A 13,814-nucleotide genomic window follows, 5' to 3' on the forward strand; every position below is an offset into this window, starting at 1 on the left:
GTGGCGATCGCCGCCCGCAATGTCCTGCGCACGGCGCGCGAAGTGCATCGTTGAGGTACCAATCGTACCGGCGGAAGGCAATCGGGAGATGCCTCTACAGAATGACTCGGGACTGGGCCGGTCGAGTCGCTTGGACCGTGGCCACGGCTAAGTTGGCGGCTAACGAATGTCACGGAGGCGTCGAAGGTAGCGACGCTCCGTTTCTGGGTGGTGTCGGTCGGCCAGTAGCGAGGACGGTGTCGATGTCATCGAAATCAGAAACGCGAGGTCGCAGGCAGGCTACTCGTCCGAAGTGTCGTCATCGCTCGACTCCTGCAGGACGTTGCCGACCAACGCATGTACATCGATTGCACCAGGAGAGGGTCGTGCTCGGCCTTCGGCGAAAGCCAGGCGCGCAGCTGCCAGGTCGGCGAGGCGAACTGCTTGGATCACAATGACGCGTCGCAGCCCAGGCGAGACCTCGCCACGCTCGTGAGCGACGGCTGAAACCCTGGCCAATGTTTCGGCGCGACGGGCGATACGAACATCTGGGTGCTCGCGATCTTCCCGCAAGTCGTCGGGAATCAAGTTGAAACGATAAGATTGTGGCAGATGTACGAGTTCCGAGACTGGCGGAATCTTCTCGTTCAAGATTGCATGATACTTGGATTCATCAATCGCTTGGCGATACACCGAGTACTCGATCGCGTCGAGCTTCGCTCGCTTGTCGGCGTCGGCGCGCAGGTGCTCGGCTGGCCAGAACTCAATTTCTGCAACCTCGAAGGGGTCGAGGATTCGATACGCAAGCGTATCGCTTCGTTGGCCTGTCATGTGCCTGCCTATGCGTGTCCCGAAGTTCTCCCACGTCTGCCCAACGTAGATAGGCTCGGCATCGTAGTCGTAGAAGCCATACACACCGATACAGCTACCCAACCGCTTTCCGCTCGCGGCATCAACGGACCTCATTGCGTCCTTGAGTAGCAGCCGGAATCCTTGGACAAATTTGGTCGGCAGAGAGGCTTTCAATGGCGGCTCGTGATCAGGATCGTTGTACGACGCAACGCCACGACTGGCCACTGCACACCTCAGCTTCTCGTTGGCTCATGAACCGGTAGAGGAGTCTAAGGGCTAACCTTCCGCATCAGGAAGGGCGGGGACGGCATGGAAGCCAACGGAGCCACTTCCCTGGCAGAAGTCCATGCTAGACGGCGGCTTCAGGCGAGTGTCAACTATCCGACCCGGCTTTGCGGCTCGGGCATCCTCGCTGCCACGCCAGCAACGGCCAGCGGGATTGCAGGATCAGACTGCTACGTGGCGCGCTAGGTGCTCACTGCCCTGACCAGCGAAGAATGGATTTTCTCCGCCGCGTCTGTCGCTGACTCGTGTTCCCAAACACGGTAGACAGTCCAGCCTGCGGCGCGGAGCAATTCATTCACTTCCGCGTCGCGCCTTCGGTTGCGATCGATTTTATAGTGCCAGTAGCCGCTGGGGTCGGACGGCATCCGGCAATGCAGCGGGCACCCGTGCCAGAAACAGCCGTCTACGAAGATTGCCACTTTACGACGCGTGAATACGATATCTGGCCGAACCGTGCGTTCTGGCAGGGAGATTCGATGACCTACTCGATACCGTAGCCCTCGATGAAAGAGCTGTCGCCTTAGGGCCAGTTCAGGCTTTGTGTTAGCGCTTTTGTTCGACTTCATAGAGCGCGAGGCTGATGACGGTGGCGGCGTGGGAGGTATCGTCATCTCGATGTCTCTTGCGCCACCTGAAGCTACTCCGCGCTAGTCGGACGTAGGACCGGCAGGAGATAGTTGTTGCCGAGCCACTCGATGACGTCAACCACAACGGCGTCGCCGAACCCGAAGAGTTGCTGGTTCGGTGTGCCAGCAAGGAGTTTGTAGTCATGGGCACCCATAAGGTTGGCGTACTCGCGTGGTGTCATCCATCGAATCGCCTTGCTACCTCTGCCTAGCCGGACCAACGCTTGCTTGCTTGATCCGCCTCCGGTGGTCCTGAGGCAACCAGCGATGCCGTCTTTGCGAAGCTCCCACACCGAGACACCCTGCCTAGTGCGCCGGTAGGCAGTTCGATAGCTGATCGCATCTGCCGCGAGAAGGGCGTCGAAACGGGCCTTTTGAATGTCACTGAGAGAGCGGACGAAGGCGTCTACGCGGTCCTGGCCCCACCACAAGTTTGCAGTGACATCTGCCTCCACGAAGCCCTCTAGGTCCTGCGGGCCCGTCGGCAAGGCTGGCAGCTCGATGTGATGCATATCCAGCGTCTGGCGGTGCTTTTCGTGGATGGCTTGCACCCAAGGAGGACGCGTGTCGGTGACTAGTGGGACGTCATGGCGCGCTTGGCTCGGCAACTTGTCCTTTTGTATGCCGACGATGAACATCCGCGGTCGAGACTGCGGCACGAAATGCCGAGCGTCGATTGCCAGCACGTCCAAGGAGTAGTTGAGCTTCGACAGGCGAGCCAGTGCAGCCGCAAGATCCTCGCCCTTGTGGCTGGTGGCGAAACCGTGGACGTTCTCAAGTAGGACCACAGACGGTCGAGGCGACATGCCCTCCACGATCTTGGCGAACTCCCAGAACATCCCCGACTGATTGCCAACCAAGCCGCGCCTGTTCCCAGCCAACGAGAGATCGATGCATGGGAAGCTACTCGTCGCGAGCTCAATCCCCGCTGGTAGGTCCTGCGACTGAACCTTGCGGATGTCCCGAACTAGAAAGTGATCTTCGGCGTCCGGGAAGTTGGCGGCGTAGGCATCGAACTTGGCCTGTTTGATGTCGTTTGCCCACACCACCTGCACCTGAGCGCCCTTCACGCGCTCGAGGGCGGTTCGGACGAGACCAATCCCGGCAAAGAACTCCGCAGCCCGGATGGGCGCGCTCTCCATGTTTCCCCCCTCGCCCACCACCGCTGCAGCTTATAGGGGGCCTAGTGCTGGTCCCCAAGCATGACACTCATCTGTGATCCTTCGATCATCAGTTCGACTGGCGGTGACTGTGCAAGTGCTGACGGCTGATGTGCGGTGACCACCCACGGCCCGGTCCTGCCGATCTGGAGCTGCGGCGGTTGCGACCTGCCTTGGCCGTGTCCGACCCGGCGGCGCGAACTGCGCGCGGAGTATGCGGGCGCTCCGGTGTCACTGGCCCTCTACCTCGGTGGCTATCTCGTGCAGGCCGCCGAGGACATGCCCTGGGCGCCGGCCGGCGCACTGCACCGCCGCTTCATCGGCTGGACCCGACAGCCGCCGGAAGTACCGCAGCGAAGGACCACAGCCGTGCCTGCCGAACCAGACCGGGCCGGATGGCCTCGGACGACGCCCGATCAGGCCGGCGTCTAAAGAGTTCACACCAAACGGGTCAGTCGAACAGGACCACGGTGCGGGCGCCTTCGCCCCGGGCCATCCGGGCCAGCGCCTCCGGTGCGTCGTCGAGGGTGATCCGGTCGGTGACCAGGAAGTCGAGGTCGAGGGTGCCGTCGAGTACCGCGCGGGCCAGCTCGGGCACGTCGCGGTCCGGGTCGGAGGAGCCGTACACCGAGGAACGCAGGGTGCGGGCGGAGTGGAAGATCTCCAGGGCGCTGAGGGCGACCATGTCGTCCTTGCCGCCCATGCCGACCACGATGACCTGCCCGCCGCGCCGGGTCGCCCGCCAGGCGGCGCGGATGGTGGCGGCCCGGCCGACGCACTCGACCGCGTGGTCGACGCCCCGGCCGTCGGTGAGCGACCGTACCGCGCGGCTGAGGGTGTCGTCGGCGAGCAGGAAGTCGGTGGCACCGGCGGCGTGGGCCAGCTCGGCCTTGGCGGGTGCGACGTCGACGGCGATGACGCGGGCGGCGCCTGCGGCGCGGGCGGCGGCGACAGCCGAGAGGCCGACGCCGCCGAGGCCGATGACGGCGACCGAGTCGCCGGGACGGACGTCGGCGGTACGGCGGATCGCGCCGACGCCGGTGAGCACCGCACAGCCGAGCAGCGCGGCGGTGGCAAAGGGCAGGTCCGGCGGTACGGAGACCACGGCCTGTTGCGGCACCACCACCTGCTCGGCGAGCGCCCCGAGGCCCAGGGTGACGTGCAGCGGCTCGCCGTCGATGGTGTGCCCGACGGTGGCGGCCGGGGTGCCGGAGCGTTCGCAGAGCCACGGCTCGCCGTGCCCGCAGTACCAGCAGGATCGGCACGGGGGAGCCCAGTCGAGCACCACGTGGTCGCCGACCGCGATCCGGTCGACGTCGTCGCCGACCTCGACCACCACGCCCGCGGCCTCGTGGCCGAGCAGCAGCGGGTACGGCGCGGCGATGGTGCCGTCGACCATGGACAGGTCGGAGTGGCAGACGCCGGCCGCCCGGACCGCCACCCGTACCTGCCCGCGGCCGGTGGCGGGCAGCTCGACAGGTTCCACCCGGGGCGGCGTGCCGACGCCCCGGACCACCAGGCCCCTCACCGTTGGATCGCCTTCACTTCGCAGAACTCCTCAAGCCCGTGCACGCCCAGCTCGCGGCCGACGCCGGACTGCTTGTAACCGCCGAACGGGGCGAGCGGGTTGAATGGTGCGCCGTTGATGTCGACGGCGCCGGTGCGCAGCCGGCGGGCCACCCGAAGCGCCCGCTCCTCGTCGCCGGACCAGACCGCGCCGGCCAGCCCGTAGCGGGAGTTGTTGGCGACCCGCACCGCGTGGTCGTCGTCGTCGACCGGGATGACCGCGAGGACCGGCCCGAAGACCTCCTCCTGCGCGAGGGCGCTGTCGGGGTCGACGTCGGCGATGACGGTCGGGGCGACGAACCAGCCCCGCTGCGGGACCGGGGCGTCGGGGCCGCCGGCCACCAGCCGGCCGCCGTCGGCCAGGCCCCGGGTGATGTGGTCGCGTACCCGGTCCCGCTGGGCGGCGGAGACCAGCGGGCCGAGTCGGGTGGCCGGGTCGAGCGGGTCGCCGAGCTGGTAGCCGTCGGTGGCCTTGGCGGCCAGGTCGAGGGCCTCGTCGTAGCGGTCCCGGTGCACCAGCATCCTGGTCCAGGCGGTGCAGGTCTGCCCCGAGTTGAGGAAGGCGTTGCCGACGCCCACCTTGACCGCGCTGGCCAGGTCGGCGTCGTCGAGGATCACATTCGCCGACTTGCCGCCCAGCTCCAGCGACACCCGGGCGATCCGGTCGGCGGCCAGGTGCGTGATCCGCCGGCCGGTGGCGGTGGAGCCGGTGAAGGAGACCAGGTCCACGCCGGGATGGCCGGCGAGCGCCTCGCCGACCACCGGCCCGGTGCCGGTGACCAGGTTGACCACGCCGGGCGGCAGGCCGGCCTCGTCGATGGCGTCGAAGAGCAGGTACGCGGTCAACGGGGTCAGTTCGCTCGGCTTCAGCACCAGCGTGCAACCGGCGGCCAGGGCGGGCGCGAGCTTGGCGACGACCTGGTGCAGCGGATAGTTCCACGGGGTGATCGCCCCGACCACACCGACGGGTTCGCGTACCACCAGGGAGTTGCCCACGGTCTGCGGCGCGGGCGGGTGGGCGGCCAGGTCGACGAAGCTGCGCAGCACGGTGAGCGGCAGCCCGGCCTGGACCCGGGTGGCGACCTTCAGCGGGGTGCCGAGTTCACCGGCGACGGTGTGCGCGATGTCGTCGGCGCGGGCGGTCAGGGCGGCATGCAGCCGGTCGAGGTGGGCGGCCCGGTCGGCGGGGTCGGTCGCCGCCCAGCCCTCGAAGGCGGCCCGGGCGGCGGCCACCGCCCGGTCGACGTCCTCGGCCGTGCCGGCCGGGACGGTGCCGATGACCTCCTCGGTCGTCGGGTTGTGCACCTCCAGCGGCTGTCCGCCGGCCGCACGCACCCAGCGTCCGTCGAGGTAGAAGTCGGTCCGTACGGATTCCATGGGCTCCTCACCTCGACTAAAACTAGCGGTGCAAGTTTGGACTCTAGTACGCCGGGCCGCCCGGCGGGAGGGGTGGCAGCGGGCCGACGACGCGTTCGTACGTGTGTGACAGCCCGTCGATGAGCGCCTCCAGGCCCAGCGCGAAGGCGCCCTCGTCGACCTGTTGCTGGTGCTCGGCGAGGCGGTGGGCCTGACTCAGGTGCGGGTACTGCTCGGCGTAGAGCCCCGGATCCTTCACGAAGCCCTGGGCGAAGGAACTGAGCGCGGAACCCATCACGAAGTAGCGCATCAGCGCGCCGATGTGTGTCGCCCGGGCGGGTGGCCAACCAGCCGCGACCAACCCGCCGTAGACAGCGTCGGCCATGGTCAGCGCCGCCGGACGTCGGCCGGGGCCGCGCGCCAGGTGCGGCACGATGTTCGGATGGGCGGCGAGGGCGGCCCGGTAGGAGTGGCCCCAGCGGCGCAGCGCCTCCCGCCAGTCCACCTCGGCGAAGAACGACACGTCGACCTGGCCGGTGATGCTGTCCGCGACCGCGTCGAGGATCTCGTCCTTGGTGCCGAAGTGGTTGTACAGCGAGGGCCCGCGTACGCCGAGCGCGGCGGCGAGCCGGCGGGTGGAGAACGCGTCGAGCCCGTCGGCGTCGATCAACGCGGCGGCGGCCTCGACGATCCGCTCCCGGCTGAGCAGGGCCTGTCGCGGCCGGGGCATGGCGTCCTCCTTCGGGTGGGTGGCTCGCGGGGAACTTTGCCACACCGGGGTCTGGACAGCATAAAACTTGCACCGCTAGTTTACTGCCATGGACCTTCACCTCTCGGCCGAGCAGGTCGCGGTCCGCGCGCTCGCCGCCGACTTCGTCAACCGCGAGGTGGTGCCGCACGCGACGGCCTGGGACCGGCGCGAGGCGGTCGACCCCGGCATCGTCGGCAAGCTCGGCGAGGTCGGCTTCCTTGGCCTCACCATCGCCGAGGAGTACGGCGGATCCGGCGGCGACCACCTCGCGTACTGCCTGGTGCTTGAGGAACTCGGCCGGGGCGACTCCGCCGTCCGGGGCATCGTGTCGGTCTCGCTCGGCCTGGTCGCCAAGTCGATCGCCACCCACGGCACCCCGGAGCAGCGGGAACGGTGGCTGCCCGCGCTCTGCTCCGGCACCGCGCTCGGCTGCTTCGCCCTCACCGAGCCGGACAGCGGCTCGGACGCGGCGGCGCTTACCACCCGCGCGGTCCGCGACGGCGACGACTGGCTGCTGACCGGCCGCAAGACGTTCATCACCAACGGCACCACCGCCGACGTGGCGCTGCTCTTCGCCCGTACCGGCGGCCCGGGCCACCGGGGGATCACCGCGTTCCTGGTGCCGACCGACAGCCCCGGCCTCACCCGGTCGGAGATCAAGGGAAAGCTGGGCCTGCGCGGGCAGGCCACCGCCGAACTCGTCCTCGACGCCGTCCGGGTGCCCGACACCGCCCGCCTCGGCGAGCGCGGTGCCGGCTTCAAGCTGGCGCTGGCCACCCTCGCCAAGGGCAGGATGTCGGTCGCCGCCGGCTGCGTCGGCATCGCCCAGGGCTGCCTGGACGCCGCCGTCGGCTACGCCGGAACACGTACGCAGTTCGGCAAGCCGATCGCCGGACACCAGCTCGTACAGCAACTGCTCGCCGGCATCGCGGTCGACACCGCCGCCGCGCGGCTGCTGGTCTGGCGGGTCGCCGACCTGATCGACCGGGGCGAGCCGTTCGCCACCGAGGCGTCGATGGCGAAGCTGTTCGCCAGCGAGGCCGCCGTCCGCGCGGCGAACGACGCCATCCAGGTCTTCGGCGGGTACGGCTACATCGACGAGTACCCGGTCGGCAAGTACCTGCGCGACGCCCGCGTCGCCACCCTCTACGAGGGCACCAGCCAGATCCAGCAGTTACTCATCGGGCGGGCGCTCACCGGCGTCAACGCCTTCTGAACCCGCGAGAGGAACCGTGAGCACATGGACTTCGGGCTGTCCGACGAGGAACGGGCCATCCGCGACACCGCCCGCGACTTCATCACCCGCGAGGTCATGCCCTTGGAGCAGGAGCTGCTGCGTCGCGAGCGGGCCCACCAGCCCGGCCTGGAACGCTCCGAGCTGAGGGAGTTGCAGCTCAAGGCCCGCAAGTTCGGCTTCTGGGGGTTGGCCACGCCGGCGGAGTACGGCGGCATGGACCTGCCCGCCGTCGTCCAGTCGCTGATCTGGACGGAGATCGGCCGCAGCTTCGTGCCGTTCCGTTTCGGCGGCGAGGCGGACAACATCCTCTTCCACGCCACGGAGGAGCAGCGGCAGGAGTTCCTGCTGCCCACCATCGAGGGGGAGCGGAACTCCTGCTTCGCCATCACCGAGCCGGGCGCCGGCTCCGACGCCGCCAACATCCGGTTCCGGGCCCGGCGCGACGGTGACGACTGGATCCTCAACGGCGAGAAGACCTTCATCACCGGCGGCAACGAGGCCGACTTCGCCATCGTCATCGCGGTCACCGACCCGGAGCGCGGGGCCCGCGACGGCGGAGCGACCGCGTTCCTGGTGGACCGGGCGATGGGCTGGCGGTCGGAGTTCATCCCCACCATGGGCGAGGGCGGGCCCGCCTCGCTGTTCTTCGACGACGTACGGGTGCCGAACCGCAACATCCTCGGCGAGGTCGGGCAGGGCTTCACCCTGGCGATGCAGTGGATCGGCAAGGGCCGCTACACGATCCCCTCGCACGCCGTCGGCATCGCCGAACGCGCGCTGCGGATGGCCATCGATCACGCCAACACCCGGGAGACCTTCGGGGCCAGGATCGGCACCAACCAGGCCATCCAGTGGATGATCGCCGACTCGGAGACCGAGCTGGAGGCGGCCCGGTGGCTGATCCTGCGGGCCGCCTGGACGGTCGACGCCGGTCTGGACCCGAGGCACGCCTCCTCGATGGCGAAGCTCTACGGCGCCGGCATGGTCAACCGGGTGGTCGACCGGGTCATGCAGATCCACGGCGGGATGGGCTACACCCGCGAGCTGCCGATCGAACGCTGGTACCGGCAGGTGCGGCTGTACCGGATCTTCGAGGGCACCGACGAGATGCAGCGACTGATCATCTCCCGCGACCTGCTGCGCGGGTACACGAAGCTCGGAGGGCATCTGGGATGAGGCGCTTCGCCAGCATCGACGAGTTGGCCGGCGCGATCGGCGAGCGACTCGGGCCGGGCCCGTGGTTCCCCATCGACCAACGCCGGGTGAACCTGTTCGCCGACGCCACCGACGACCACCAGTGGATCCACCTCGACCAGGAACGGGCGGCGGCCGGGCCGTACGGCGGCACCATCGCCCACGGCTACCTGACGCTCGCCCTGCTGCCCGCGTTGGTCGGCCGCCTCTACCGGGTGGACGGGGTGCGGATGGGGGTCAACTACGGCCTCAACCGGGTCCGCTTCCCCGCCCCGGTACGCGTCGGCAGCTCGGTGCGGGTCGTCGCCACCATCGACGAGGTCAGCCCGTTCGACGGCGGGGCGCAGCTGGTGGCCACCGCGACCGTGGACGGTGACGGTGGCGGCAAGCCGGTCTGCGTGGCCGAGACGGTGAGCCGGTTGTACGTGGACCCGCCCCGATGACCGCGCTCTCCCCGGCGACCGTGCTGGCCGGTTCCGCCGACCGGCACGCCGACACCGTCGCCGTCGTCGACGGCCGGGCCCGCGTCACGTACGCCGAATTGTGGTTGGAGGCCCGCTGCTACGGCGCCGGGCTGCGCGCCGCCGGGGTCCGCGACGGCGACGCGGTGGCCCTGCTCGCGCCGAACGTGGTGGATTTCCCCCGGGTCTACTACGGCGCTCTCGCCGCCGGTGCGGTCGTCCTACCGGTCGGCGTTCCGGTCGGTCCGCATGCCGACCACTTGGCCCGGGAGGCGAGGCTGCTGGTCTGCCACACCTCGCAACTGGCGGCCGGGCGGCGGCTCAGTGCGCGGGCCGGCGTACCGCTGCTCACCGTCGGCCCGGCCCGGGGCCTGTCCGGCGTACCCCGGTTGGAAGATCTATGTGATACCCCACCCGGCGGTACCGCCACGTTCGCGGACCCGGACGTCGACCCGGCCGCCGACCCGGACGGCACCGACGTGGTGCTCGGCTGCCTGCCGCTGGGCGGCCGGTTCGGCCGGGCCGTCGCCCTGACCGGCACCTTCCGGGCGGGGGCGACCCTGGTGCTGCTGAGCCGCTTCACCGGCCCGGCGGCGCTGGACCTCATGCTGCGCGAGGAGGTCACCGTCTTCCACGGCACGTCGGCGATGTACGCGGCCCTGCTCGACGCGGCCCGGGGCCGCCGGGTACTGCCCCGGCTGCGTCACTGCGTGAGCCGGGCACCGCTGCCACCGTCCCTGCGGCAGCGCTTCACCAGCACCTTCGACACGGTTGTCCACGTGGCCGAGGGGGAGCGCGACTCGCCCGTGCCGGACCCGCCCGGCGGCAGGTCGCGCCCGGCCCGGCGGCTGCGCTCGCGTCGACTCGGCTGCCACGGTGAGCGGTACCGGTACGGGCCGGCGAGCTAGCGCGGCGGCGGTCGCCGGACCCCGACCCGGCGTGGTTCCGATCGCCGTGCGGGCCGTCCGACGCCCTCGCCTACGATTCGCCAATGATCGGAAATGAGCCGGCGGCGGCCGAGGTGCGGCTGCGCCCGATGACGGCGGACGACGCCGACCGGGTACTGGCGATCTACCAGGCCGGGTTGGACGGCGGGAACGCCAGCTTCGAGACCGTCGCGCCGTCCTGGGCCGACTTCGACGCCGGCCGGTTGCCGGCGCACCGGCTGGTAGCGGTCGACGCAGACGGGACCCTCATCGGCTGGATCGCTGTGTCGCCGACCTCTGCCCGGGCGGTCTACGCCGGGGTGGTGGAGCACTCCGTCTACGTCGACCCGGCCGCCCAGGGCCGGGGCGTGGCCCGGCTGCTGCTCGACGCGCTTATCGAGTCGACCGACGCGGCGGGCATCTGGACGATCCAGTCCGGCGTCTTCCCCGAGAACACCGCCAGCCTGGCGCTGCACCGGCGGGCCGGGTTCCGGGTGGTCGGCACCCGCGAACGGGTGGGCCGCCACCACGGCCGCTGGCGCGATGTCGTCCTGCTGGAGCGCCGCAGCCCGGTGGTGGACTGAACCGCGTCGGCGGGGGCCGGCGAGCCGCCGGCCCCCGCCTGCGGCGCTACGGGTACTGCTCCAGGTAGACCGGAGCGCCGACCCGGTCCATGTCGGCCGCCTCGCCGACGCCGTTGACCACGTGGTCGATGGTGCCGGCGCTGAGATTCACCGTCATGATGTGGCGCAGCCGGATGCCGGGTCGCACCGGCACCTCGAAGCCGTTCTCGGTACGGATCGACGGGTTGTTCTGGTTGAACACGTACACCCCGCCACCGTGCAGCGTGTGGTGGCGGACGCGGTCGCCGACCTTGTAGCCGGCCCACCCGTTGACCTTGCCGTTGTGCCAGTCCGCCTGGGTGGGCGGGTCGTAGGGCAGCTCGTTCTGGTAGAGGATCGTGGTGCCGTGCTCACCGTTCCACACGGTGTTGTACCGCTGGAAGTGCTCGACGAAGAGGCCGGTGGCGGTGACGTGGTCGCCGTTGACGACGACGCCGTAGCGACCGGTGTTGGTACGCCAGCGGTCGGTGTCGCCGTTGACGCCCTCGGTGAAGCCCTCGACACCGTGGTCGCCCCGCCACACCCAGGTGTGGTCGATCAGGACGTGGTCGCTGTTGACCTCCAGCGCGGTGTCCGTCCTGCCGATGTGTGGGCCGCCGACCCGGAAGTACACGTCGGACAGTGTGATCGGGTTACGCGGGGTGCTGTGGTTGCGGCCGTGCTTGCGGCCGACCCGCAGCAGCACCGGTGATTCCTTCAGGCCCGCGTCGATGGTGACCCCGGCGACGACCACGCCGGGCACCCCGGCGACGTTGAGCGGCACCGCGCCGTCGACCGCGGTCAGGGTGGCGTGCCCGATGCCGAGCACGATCGTGTCGGGCCGGCGGACCTCGATGCTGCGGGCCACGTCGTACACCCCGGGGGTCAGCAGCAGGTGCCGGCCCCGGGCGAGTTCCCGGTTGATGACGTGCACCGGGTCGGACGGCCGGGCGACGAAGAAGTCGCTGATCGGGATGGTCCGTCCCGGCGTCATCCGGGTACCCCAGGTGATGCCGCGCGTGTCGCGGCGCACGGCCGGCACCCGGACCTGGTACTTGCCCCTGGCGTCGACGAAGAGGTACGGCTTCTCCCGGCTCAACGGGGTCGTGTCGAGCGTCGTGTACGGCGGGTCGGGGAACCCGGCGTCGTCGGGAGCGCCGACGACCCCGGCGAACACCTGGTTCCACACGGCGTTGGACCAGCTCTCGACCTCGCTGTTGCGGGTGAGCCACTGCTGCTGGGAGCCGTTTGTGGTGGCCGGCAGCCGGGAGTCGGCGATGAAGCCGCCGCTTGCGTACTGCGGCCCGTTGGTGCAGTAGTCCATGAGCGACAGTCCGCCGCCGCTGATGTCGAGCCGGCGCATCGACACGGCCTGGGACACCGCCCAGAAGTTGGCCGTGGCGCGGCAGTCGTCCTGGCCGGTGGCGTTGATGCGCAGCGACAGGTTGCTCAGCGTGCGCCAGAAGTTGACGAGCGCGATGCAGTTGGCGGTGCCACCCTCGGTGAGACAGCGGTTGTACGCCTCGACCTTGCCGTTGATGACCACGTCGGTGGGGGAGGCGCCGAGGCCGGAGATCTCGGTGTAGTAGCCCACCTTGATCTGGAGCGGCTGGTCGGCCGTGCCGTAGTGGCCCGGCCGGAACAGGTAGGCGTGCCGGGTGGTGCCCATCTCGTTGTCGACCTGCGCGGCGTGGGCCGCGTCGAGGGTCGCCTGGATCTGGCTGACCGGCATGCTCGGGTCGAAGATGGTGACGTTGGGCCCGAAGGTGGGGCCGGTCGGTCGGGGCGGGCCCGCGCTGACCGGGGTGTTCGTGGCGACCGCGGCGGTGGTCAGCACCAGCCCGAAGGCCAGTGCCCGGCCGAGTCGCCGGTGCGGTGGTGGGGTCGGCATGCGTTCGTCCTTCCCGTCGGGCCGGTTGCTGGCGGGCCCGACGACACGGTGGACCAGGTATGTGAGAGCGCTCTCTCGCCGAGATGTTTCTACCCCGTGACGCCGCCGTGCGCCAGGTTCCGCGACTCCCAGCCCGCGCGAACAGTCCACTCGGCTGGGTACCTCGGCATCGGCCGGGTGCCGGCGGTCCGGAAGGTACCCTCGGCCGGTGTTCTCGCCCAACGGCCCGTCGCTACGGGAGCTGTGCGTCCAGGCGCTCTCCTCGGTGGAGCGCGGCTACGACCTGCTGGCGCCGAAGTTCGACCACACGCCCTTCCGTACGCCGGACAGCGTTCTCCGCGCGACCGCGCAAGCACTTACCGAAGTCGGGGCGTTCGACAATGGGTTGGACGTGTGCTGCGGCACCGGCGCGGGGATGCAGGTCCTCAGCTCCCTGTGTCGGGATCGGATCACGGGCGTGGACTTCAGCGCCGGGATGCTCGCGCAGGCGCGCCGCGCATTCCCGGAAGCCAACTGGGTACGGGCCGACGCTTGGGCCCTGCCGTTCACCGAGGGATTCGATCTCGCGGTCAGCGCCGGCGCGCTCGGGCATTTCCTGCCGGAGGAACGCCCCGCGCTCTTCGCCGGGGTCCACCGGGCGCTGCGACCGGGTGGGCTGTTCGCCATTCCGATCGGTACGCCGTCGCCGCGTACCTCGGTCTCGCACTGGGTCACCCGCGGATTCGACCTGACCATGCGGGTCCGCAACGCCGTGTGGCGCCCGCCGTTCGTGATGTACTACCACACCACCAGCCTCTCCGCGCTGCGTGACGACCTGACGGCGGTCGGCTTCACCGCGACCGACACCGCCCTGACCGGTCTGGGTCAGCACCCCGGCGGCAGCCCACGGTTCCGGCTCATCCTCGCGCGCAAGCGCTGACCTCCGTCG

Annotated in this window: 14 protein-coding genes; 7 read left to right on the forward strand and 7 right to left on the reverse strand. The window is 69.7% G+C overall.

The features are described from left to right. Nucleotides 1-279: 279 nt before the first annotated feature. The 3 genes from Vse01_RS01110 to Vse01_RS01120 form a co-directional block, all read right to left on the reverse strand. On the reverse strand, nt 280-1,056 hold the full coding sequence (locus Vse01_RS01110; protein ID WP_093402252.1) for a GIY-YIG nuclease family protein: 777 nt from the start codon (nt 1,054-1,056) through the stop codon (nt 280-282). Nucleotides 1,057-1,298: 242 nt separating this feature from the next. After that, the gene (locus Vse01_RS01115) at nt 1,299-1,727 is read right to left on the reverse strand and encodes a very short patch repair endonuclease (protein ID WP_093402253.1); all 429 of its coding nucleotides are present in this window, start codon (nt 1,725-1,727) and stop codon (nt 1,299-1,301) included. Nucleotides 1,728-1,753: 26 nt separating this feature from the next. After that, nucleotides 1,754-2,905 carry a DNA cytosine methyltransferase gene (locus Vse01_RS01120; RefSeq protein ID WP_232511084.1) on the reverse strand — a complete coding sequence of 384 codons (1,152 nt, stop codon included), beginning with the start codon at nt 2,903-2,905 and terminating at the stop codon, nt 1,754-1,756. Nucleotides 2,906-3,019: 114 nt separating this feature from the next. Between Vse01_RS01120 and Vse01_RS29685 the strand changes: the two genes are divergently transcribed. Then, nucleotides 3,020-3,334, forward strand: a complete 315-nt coding sequence (locus tag Vse01_RS29685) for a hypothetical protein (protein WP_093402255.1) — start codon at nt 3,020-3,022, stop codon at nt 3,332-3,334. Nucleotides 3,335-3,353: 19 nt separating this feature from the next. On the opposite strand, the gene Vse01_RS01125 is transcribed toward Vse01_RS29685, so the two are convergent. From Vse01_RS01125 to Vse01_RS01135, 3 genes are read right to left on the reverse strand one after another with little or no spacing between them, the layout of a single operon-like run. Beyond that, nucleotides 3,354-4,430, reverse strand: coding sequence for an alcohol dehydrogenase catalytic domain-containing protein (locus Vse01_RS01125; protein WP_170863327.1), 1,077 nt, complete (start codon nt 4,428-4,430; stop codon nt 3,354-3,356). Further along, complete coding sequence (locus Vse01_RS01130) at nt 4,427-5,845, reverse strand: aldehyde dehydrogenase family protein (protein ID WP_093402257.1); 1,419 nt, start codon at nt 5,843-5,845, stop codon at nt 4,427-4,429. Before Vse01_RS01130 ends, Vse01_RS01125 begins: the two co-directional genes overlap by 4 nt. 43 nt (nt 5,846-5,888) lie before the next feature. Continuing rightward, nucleotides 5,889-6,554: a TetR/AcrR family transcriptional regulator gene (locus Vse01_RS01135; RefSeq protein WP_093402258.1), complete on the reverse strand. Its 666-nt coding sequence runs from the start codon at nt 6,552-6,554 to the stop codon at nt 5,889-5,891. An 88-nt stretch (nt 6,555-6,642) separates the two neighbouring features. On the opposite strand from Vse01_RS01135, the gene Vse01_RS01140 reads away from it, so the two are divergent. From Vse01_RS01140 to Vse01_RS01160, 5 genes are all read left to right on the forward strand, one after another. After that, complete coding sequence (locus Vse01_RS01140; RefSeq protein ID WP_093402259.1) at nt 6,643-7,791, forward strand: acyl-CoA dehydrogenase family protein; 1,149 nt, start codon at nt 6,643-6,645, stop codon at nt 7,789-7,791. Between the two features lie 24 nt (nt 7,792-7,815). Then, on the forward strand, nt 7,816-8,988 hold the full coding sequence (locus Vse01_RS01145) for an acyl-CoA dehydrogenase family protein (protein WP_093402260.1): 1,173 nt from the start codon (nt 7,816-7,818) through the stop codon (nt 8,986-8,988). Further along, nucleotides 8,985-9,449: a MaoC family dehydratase gene (locus Vse01_RS01150; RefSeq protein ID WP_093402261.1), complete on the forward strand. Its 465-nt coding sequence runs from the start codon at nt 8,985-8,987 to the stop codon at nt 9,447-9,449. The genes Vse01_RS01145 and Vse01_RS01150 overlap by 4 nt, the downstream gene beginning before the upstream one ends. Further along, a complete protein-coding gene (locus tag Vse01_RS01155) occupies nt 9,446-10,375 on the forward strand; it encodes an AMP-binding protein (RefSeq protein WP_093402262.1) in 930 nt (309 codons plus the stop codon). The genes Vse01_RS01150 and Vse01_RS01155 overlap by 4 nt, the downstream gene beginning before the upstream one ends. Nucleotides 10,376-10,458: 83 nt before the next feature. After that, nucleotides 10,459-10,977: a GNAT family N-acetyltransferase gene (locus Vse01_RS01160; RefSeq protein WP_093402263.1), complete on the forward strand. Its 519-nt coding sequence runs from the start codon at nt 10,459-10,461 to the stop codon at nt 10,975-10,977. 46 nt (nt 10,978-11,023) lie between these two features. On the opposite strand, the gene Vse01_RS01165 is transcribed toward Vse01_RS01160, so the two are convergent. Then, complete coding sequence (locus Vse01_RS01165) at nt 11,024-12,886, reverse strand: pectate lyase-like domain-containing protein (protein ID WP_093402264.1); 1,863 nt, start codon at nt 12,884-12,886, stop codon at nt 11,024-11,026. Between the two features lie 208 nt (nt 12,887-13,094). Between Vse01_RS01165 and Vse01_RS01170 the strand changes: the two genes are divergently transcribed. Next, nucleotides 13,095-13,805 carry a class I SAM-dependent methyltransferase gene (locus Vse01_RS01170; RefSeq protein WP_093402265.1) on the forward strand — a complete coding sequence of 237 codons (711 nt, stop codon included), beginning with the start codon at nt 13,095-13,097 and terminating at the stop codon, nt 13,803-13,805. Nucleotides 13,806-13,814: the final 9 nt, after the last annotated feature.

It is taken from the genome of Micromonospora sediminimaris, from assembly GCF_016863575.1.
GTDB classification, from domain to species: Bacteria; Actinomycetota; Actinomycetes; order Mycobacteriales; family Micromonosporaceae; genus Micromonospora; species Micromonospora sediminimaris.

What these genes read in the sequence shown, in the direction of transcription:
- Vse01_RS01115 (WP_093402253.1), bottom strand. Translation starts at nt 1,727, where the DNA reads ATGACGATACCTCCCACGCCGCCACCGTCATCAGCCTCGCGCTCTATG.
- Vse01_RS01130 (WP_093402257.1), bottom strand. Translation starts at nt 5,845, where the DNA reads ATGGAATCCGTACGGACCGACTTCTACCTCGACGGACGCTGGGTGCGT.
- Vse01_RS01135 (WP_093402258.1), bottom strand. Translation starts at nt 6,554, where the DNA reads ATGCCCCGGCCGCGACAGGCCCTGCTCAGCCGGGAGCGGATCGTCGAG.
- Vse01_RS01140 (WP_093402259.1), top strand. Translation starts at nt 6,643, where the DNA reads ATGGACCTTCACCTCTCGGCCGAGCAGGTCGCGGTCCGCGCGCTCGCC.
- Vse01_RS01145 (WP_093402260.1), top strand. Translation starts at nt 7,816, where the DNA reads ATGGACTTCGGGCTGTCCGACGAGGAACGGGCCATCCGCGACACCGCC.
- Vse01_RS01150 (WP_093402261.1), top strand. Translation starts at nt 8,985, where the DNA reads ATGAGGCGCTTCGCCAGCATCGACGAGTTGGCCGGCGCGATCGGCGAG.
- Vse01_RS01155 (WP_093402262.1), top strand. Translation starts at nt 9,446, where the DNA reads ATGACCGCGCTCTCCCCGGCGACCGTGCTGGCCGGTTCCGCCGACCGG.
- Vse01_RS01160 (WP_093402263.1), top strand. Translation starts at nt 10,459, where the DNA reads ATGATCGGAAATGAGCCGGCGGCGGCCGAGGTGCGGCTGCGCCCGATG.
- Vse01_RS01165 (WP_093402264.1), bottom strand. Translation starts at nt 12,886, where the DNA reads ATGCCGACCCCACCACCGCACCGGCGACTCGGCCGGGCACTGGCCTTC.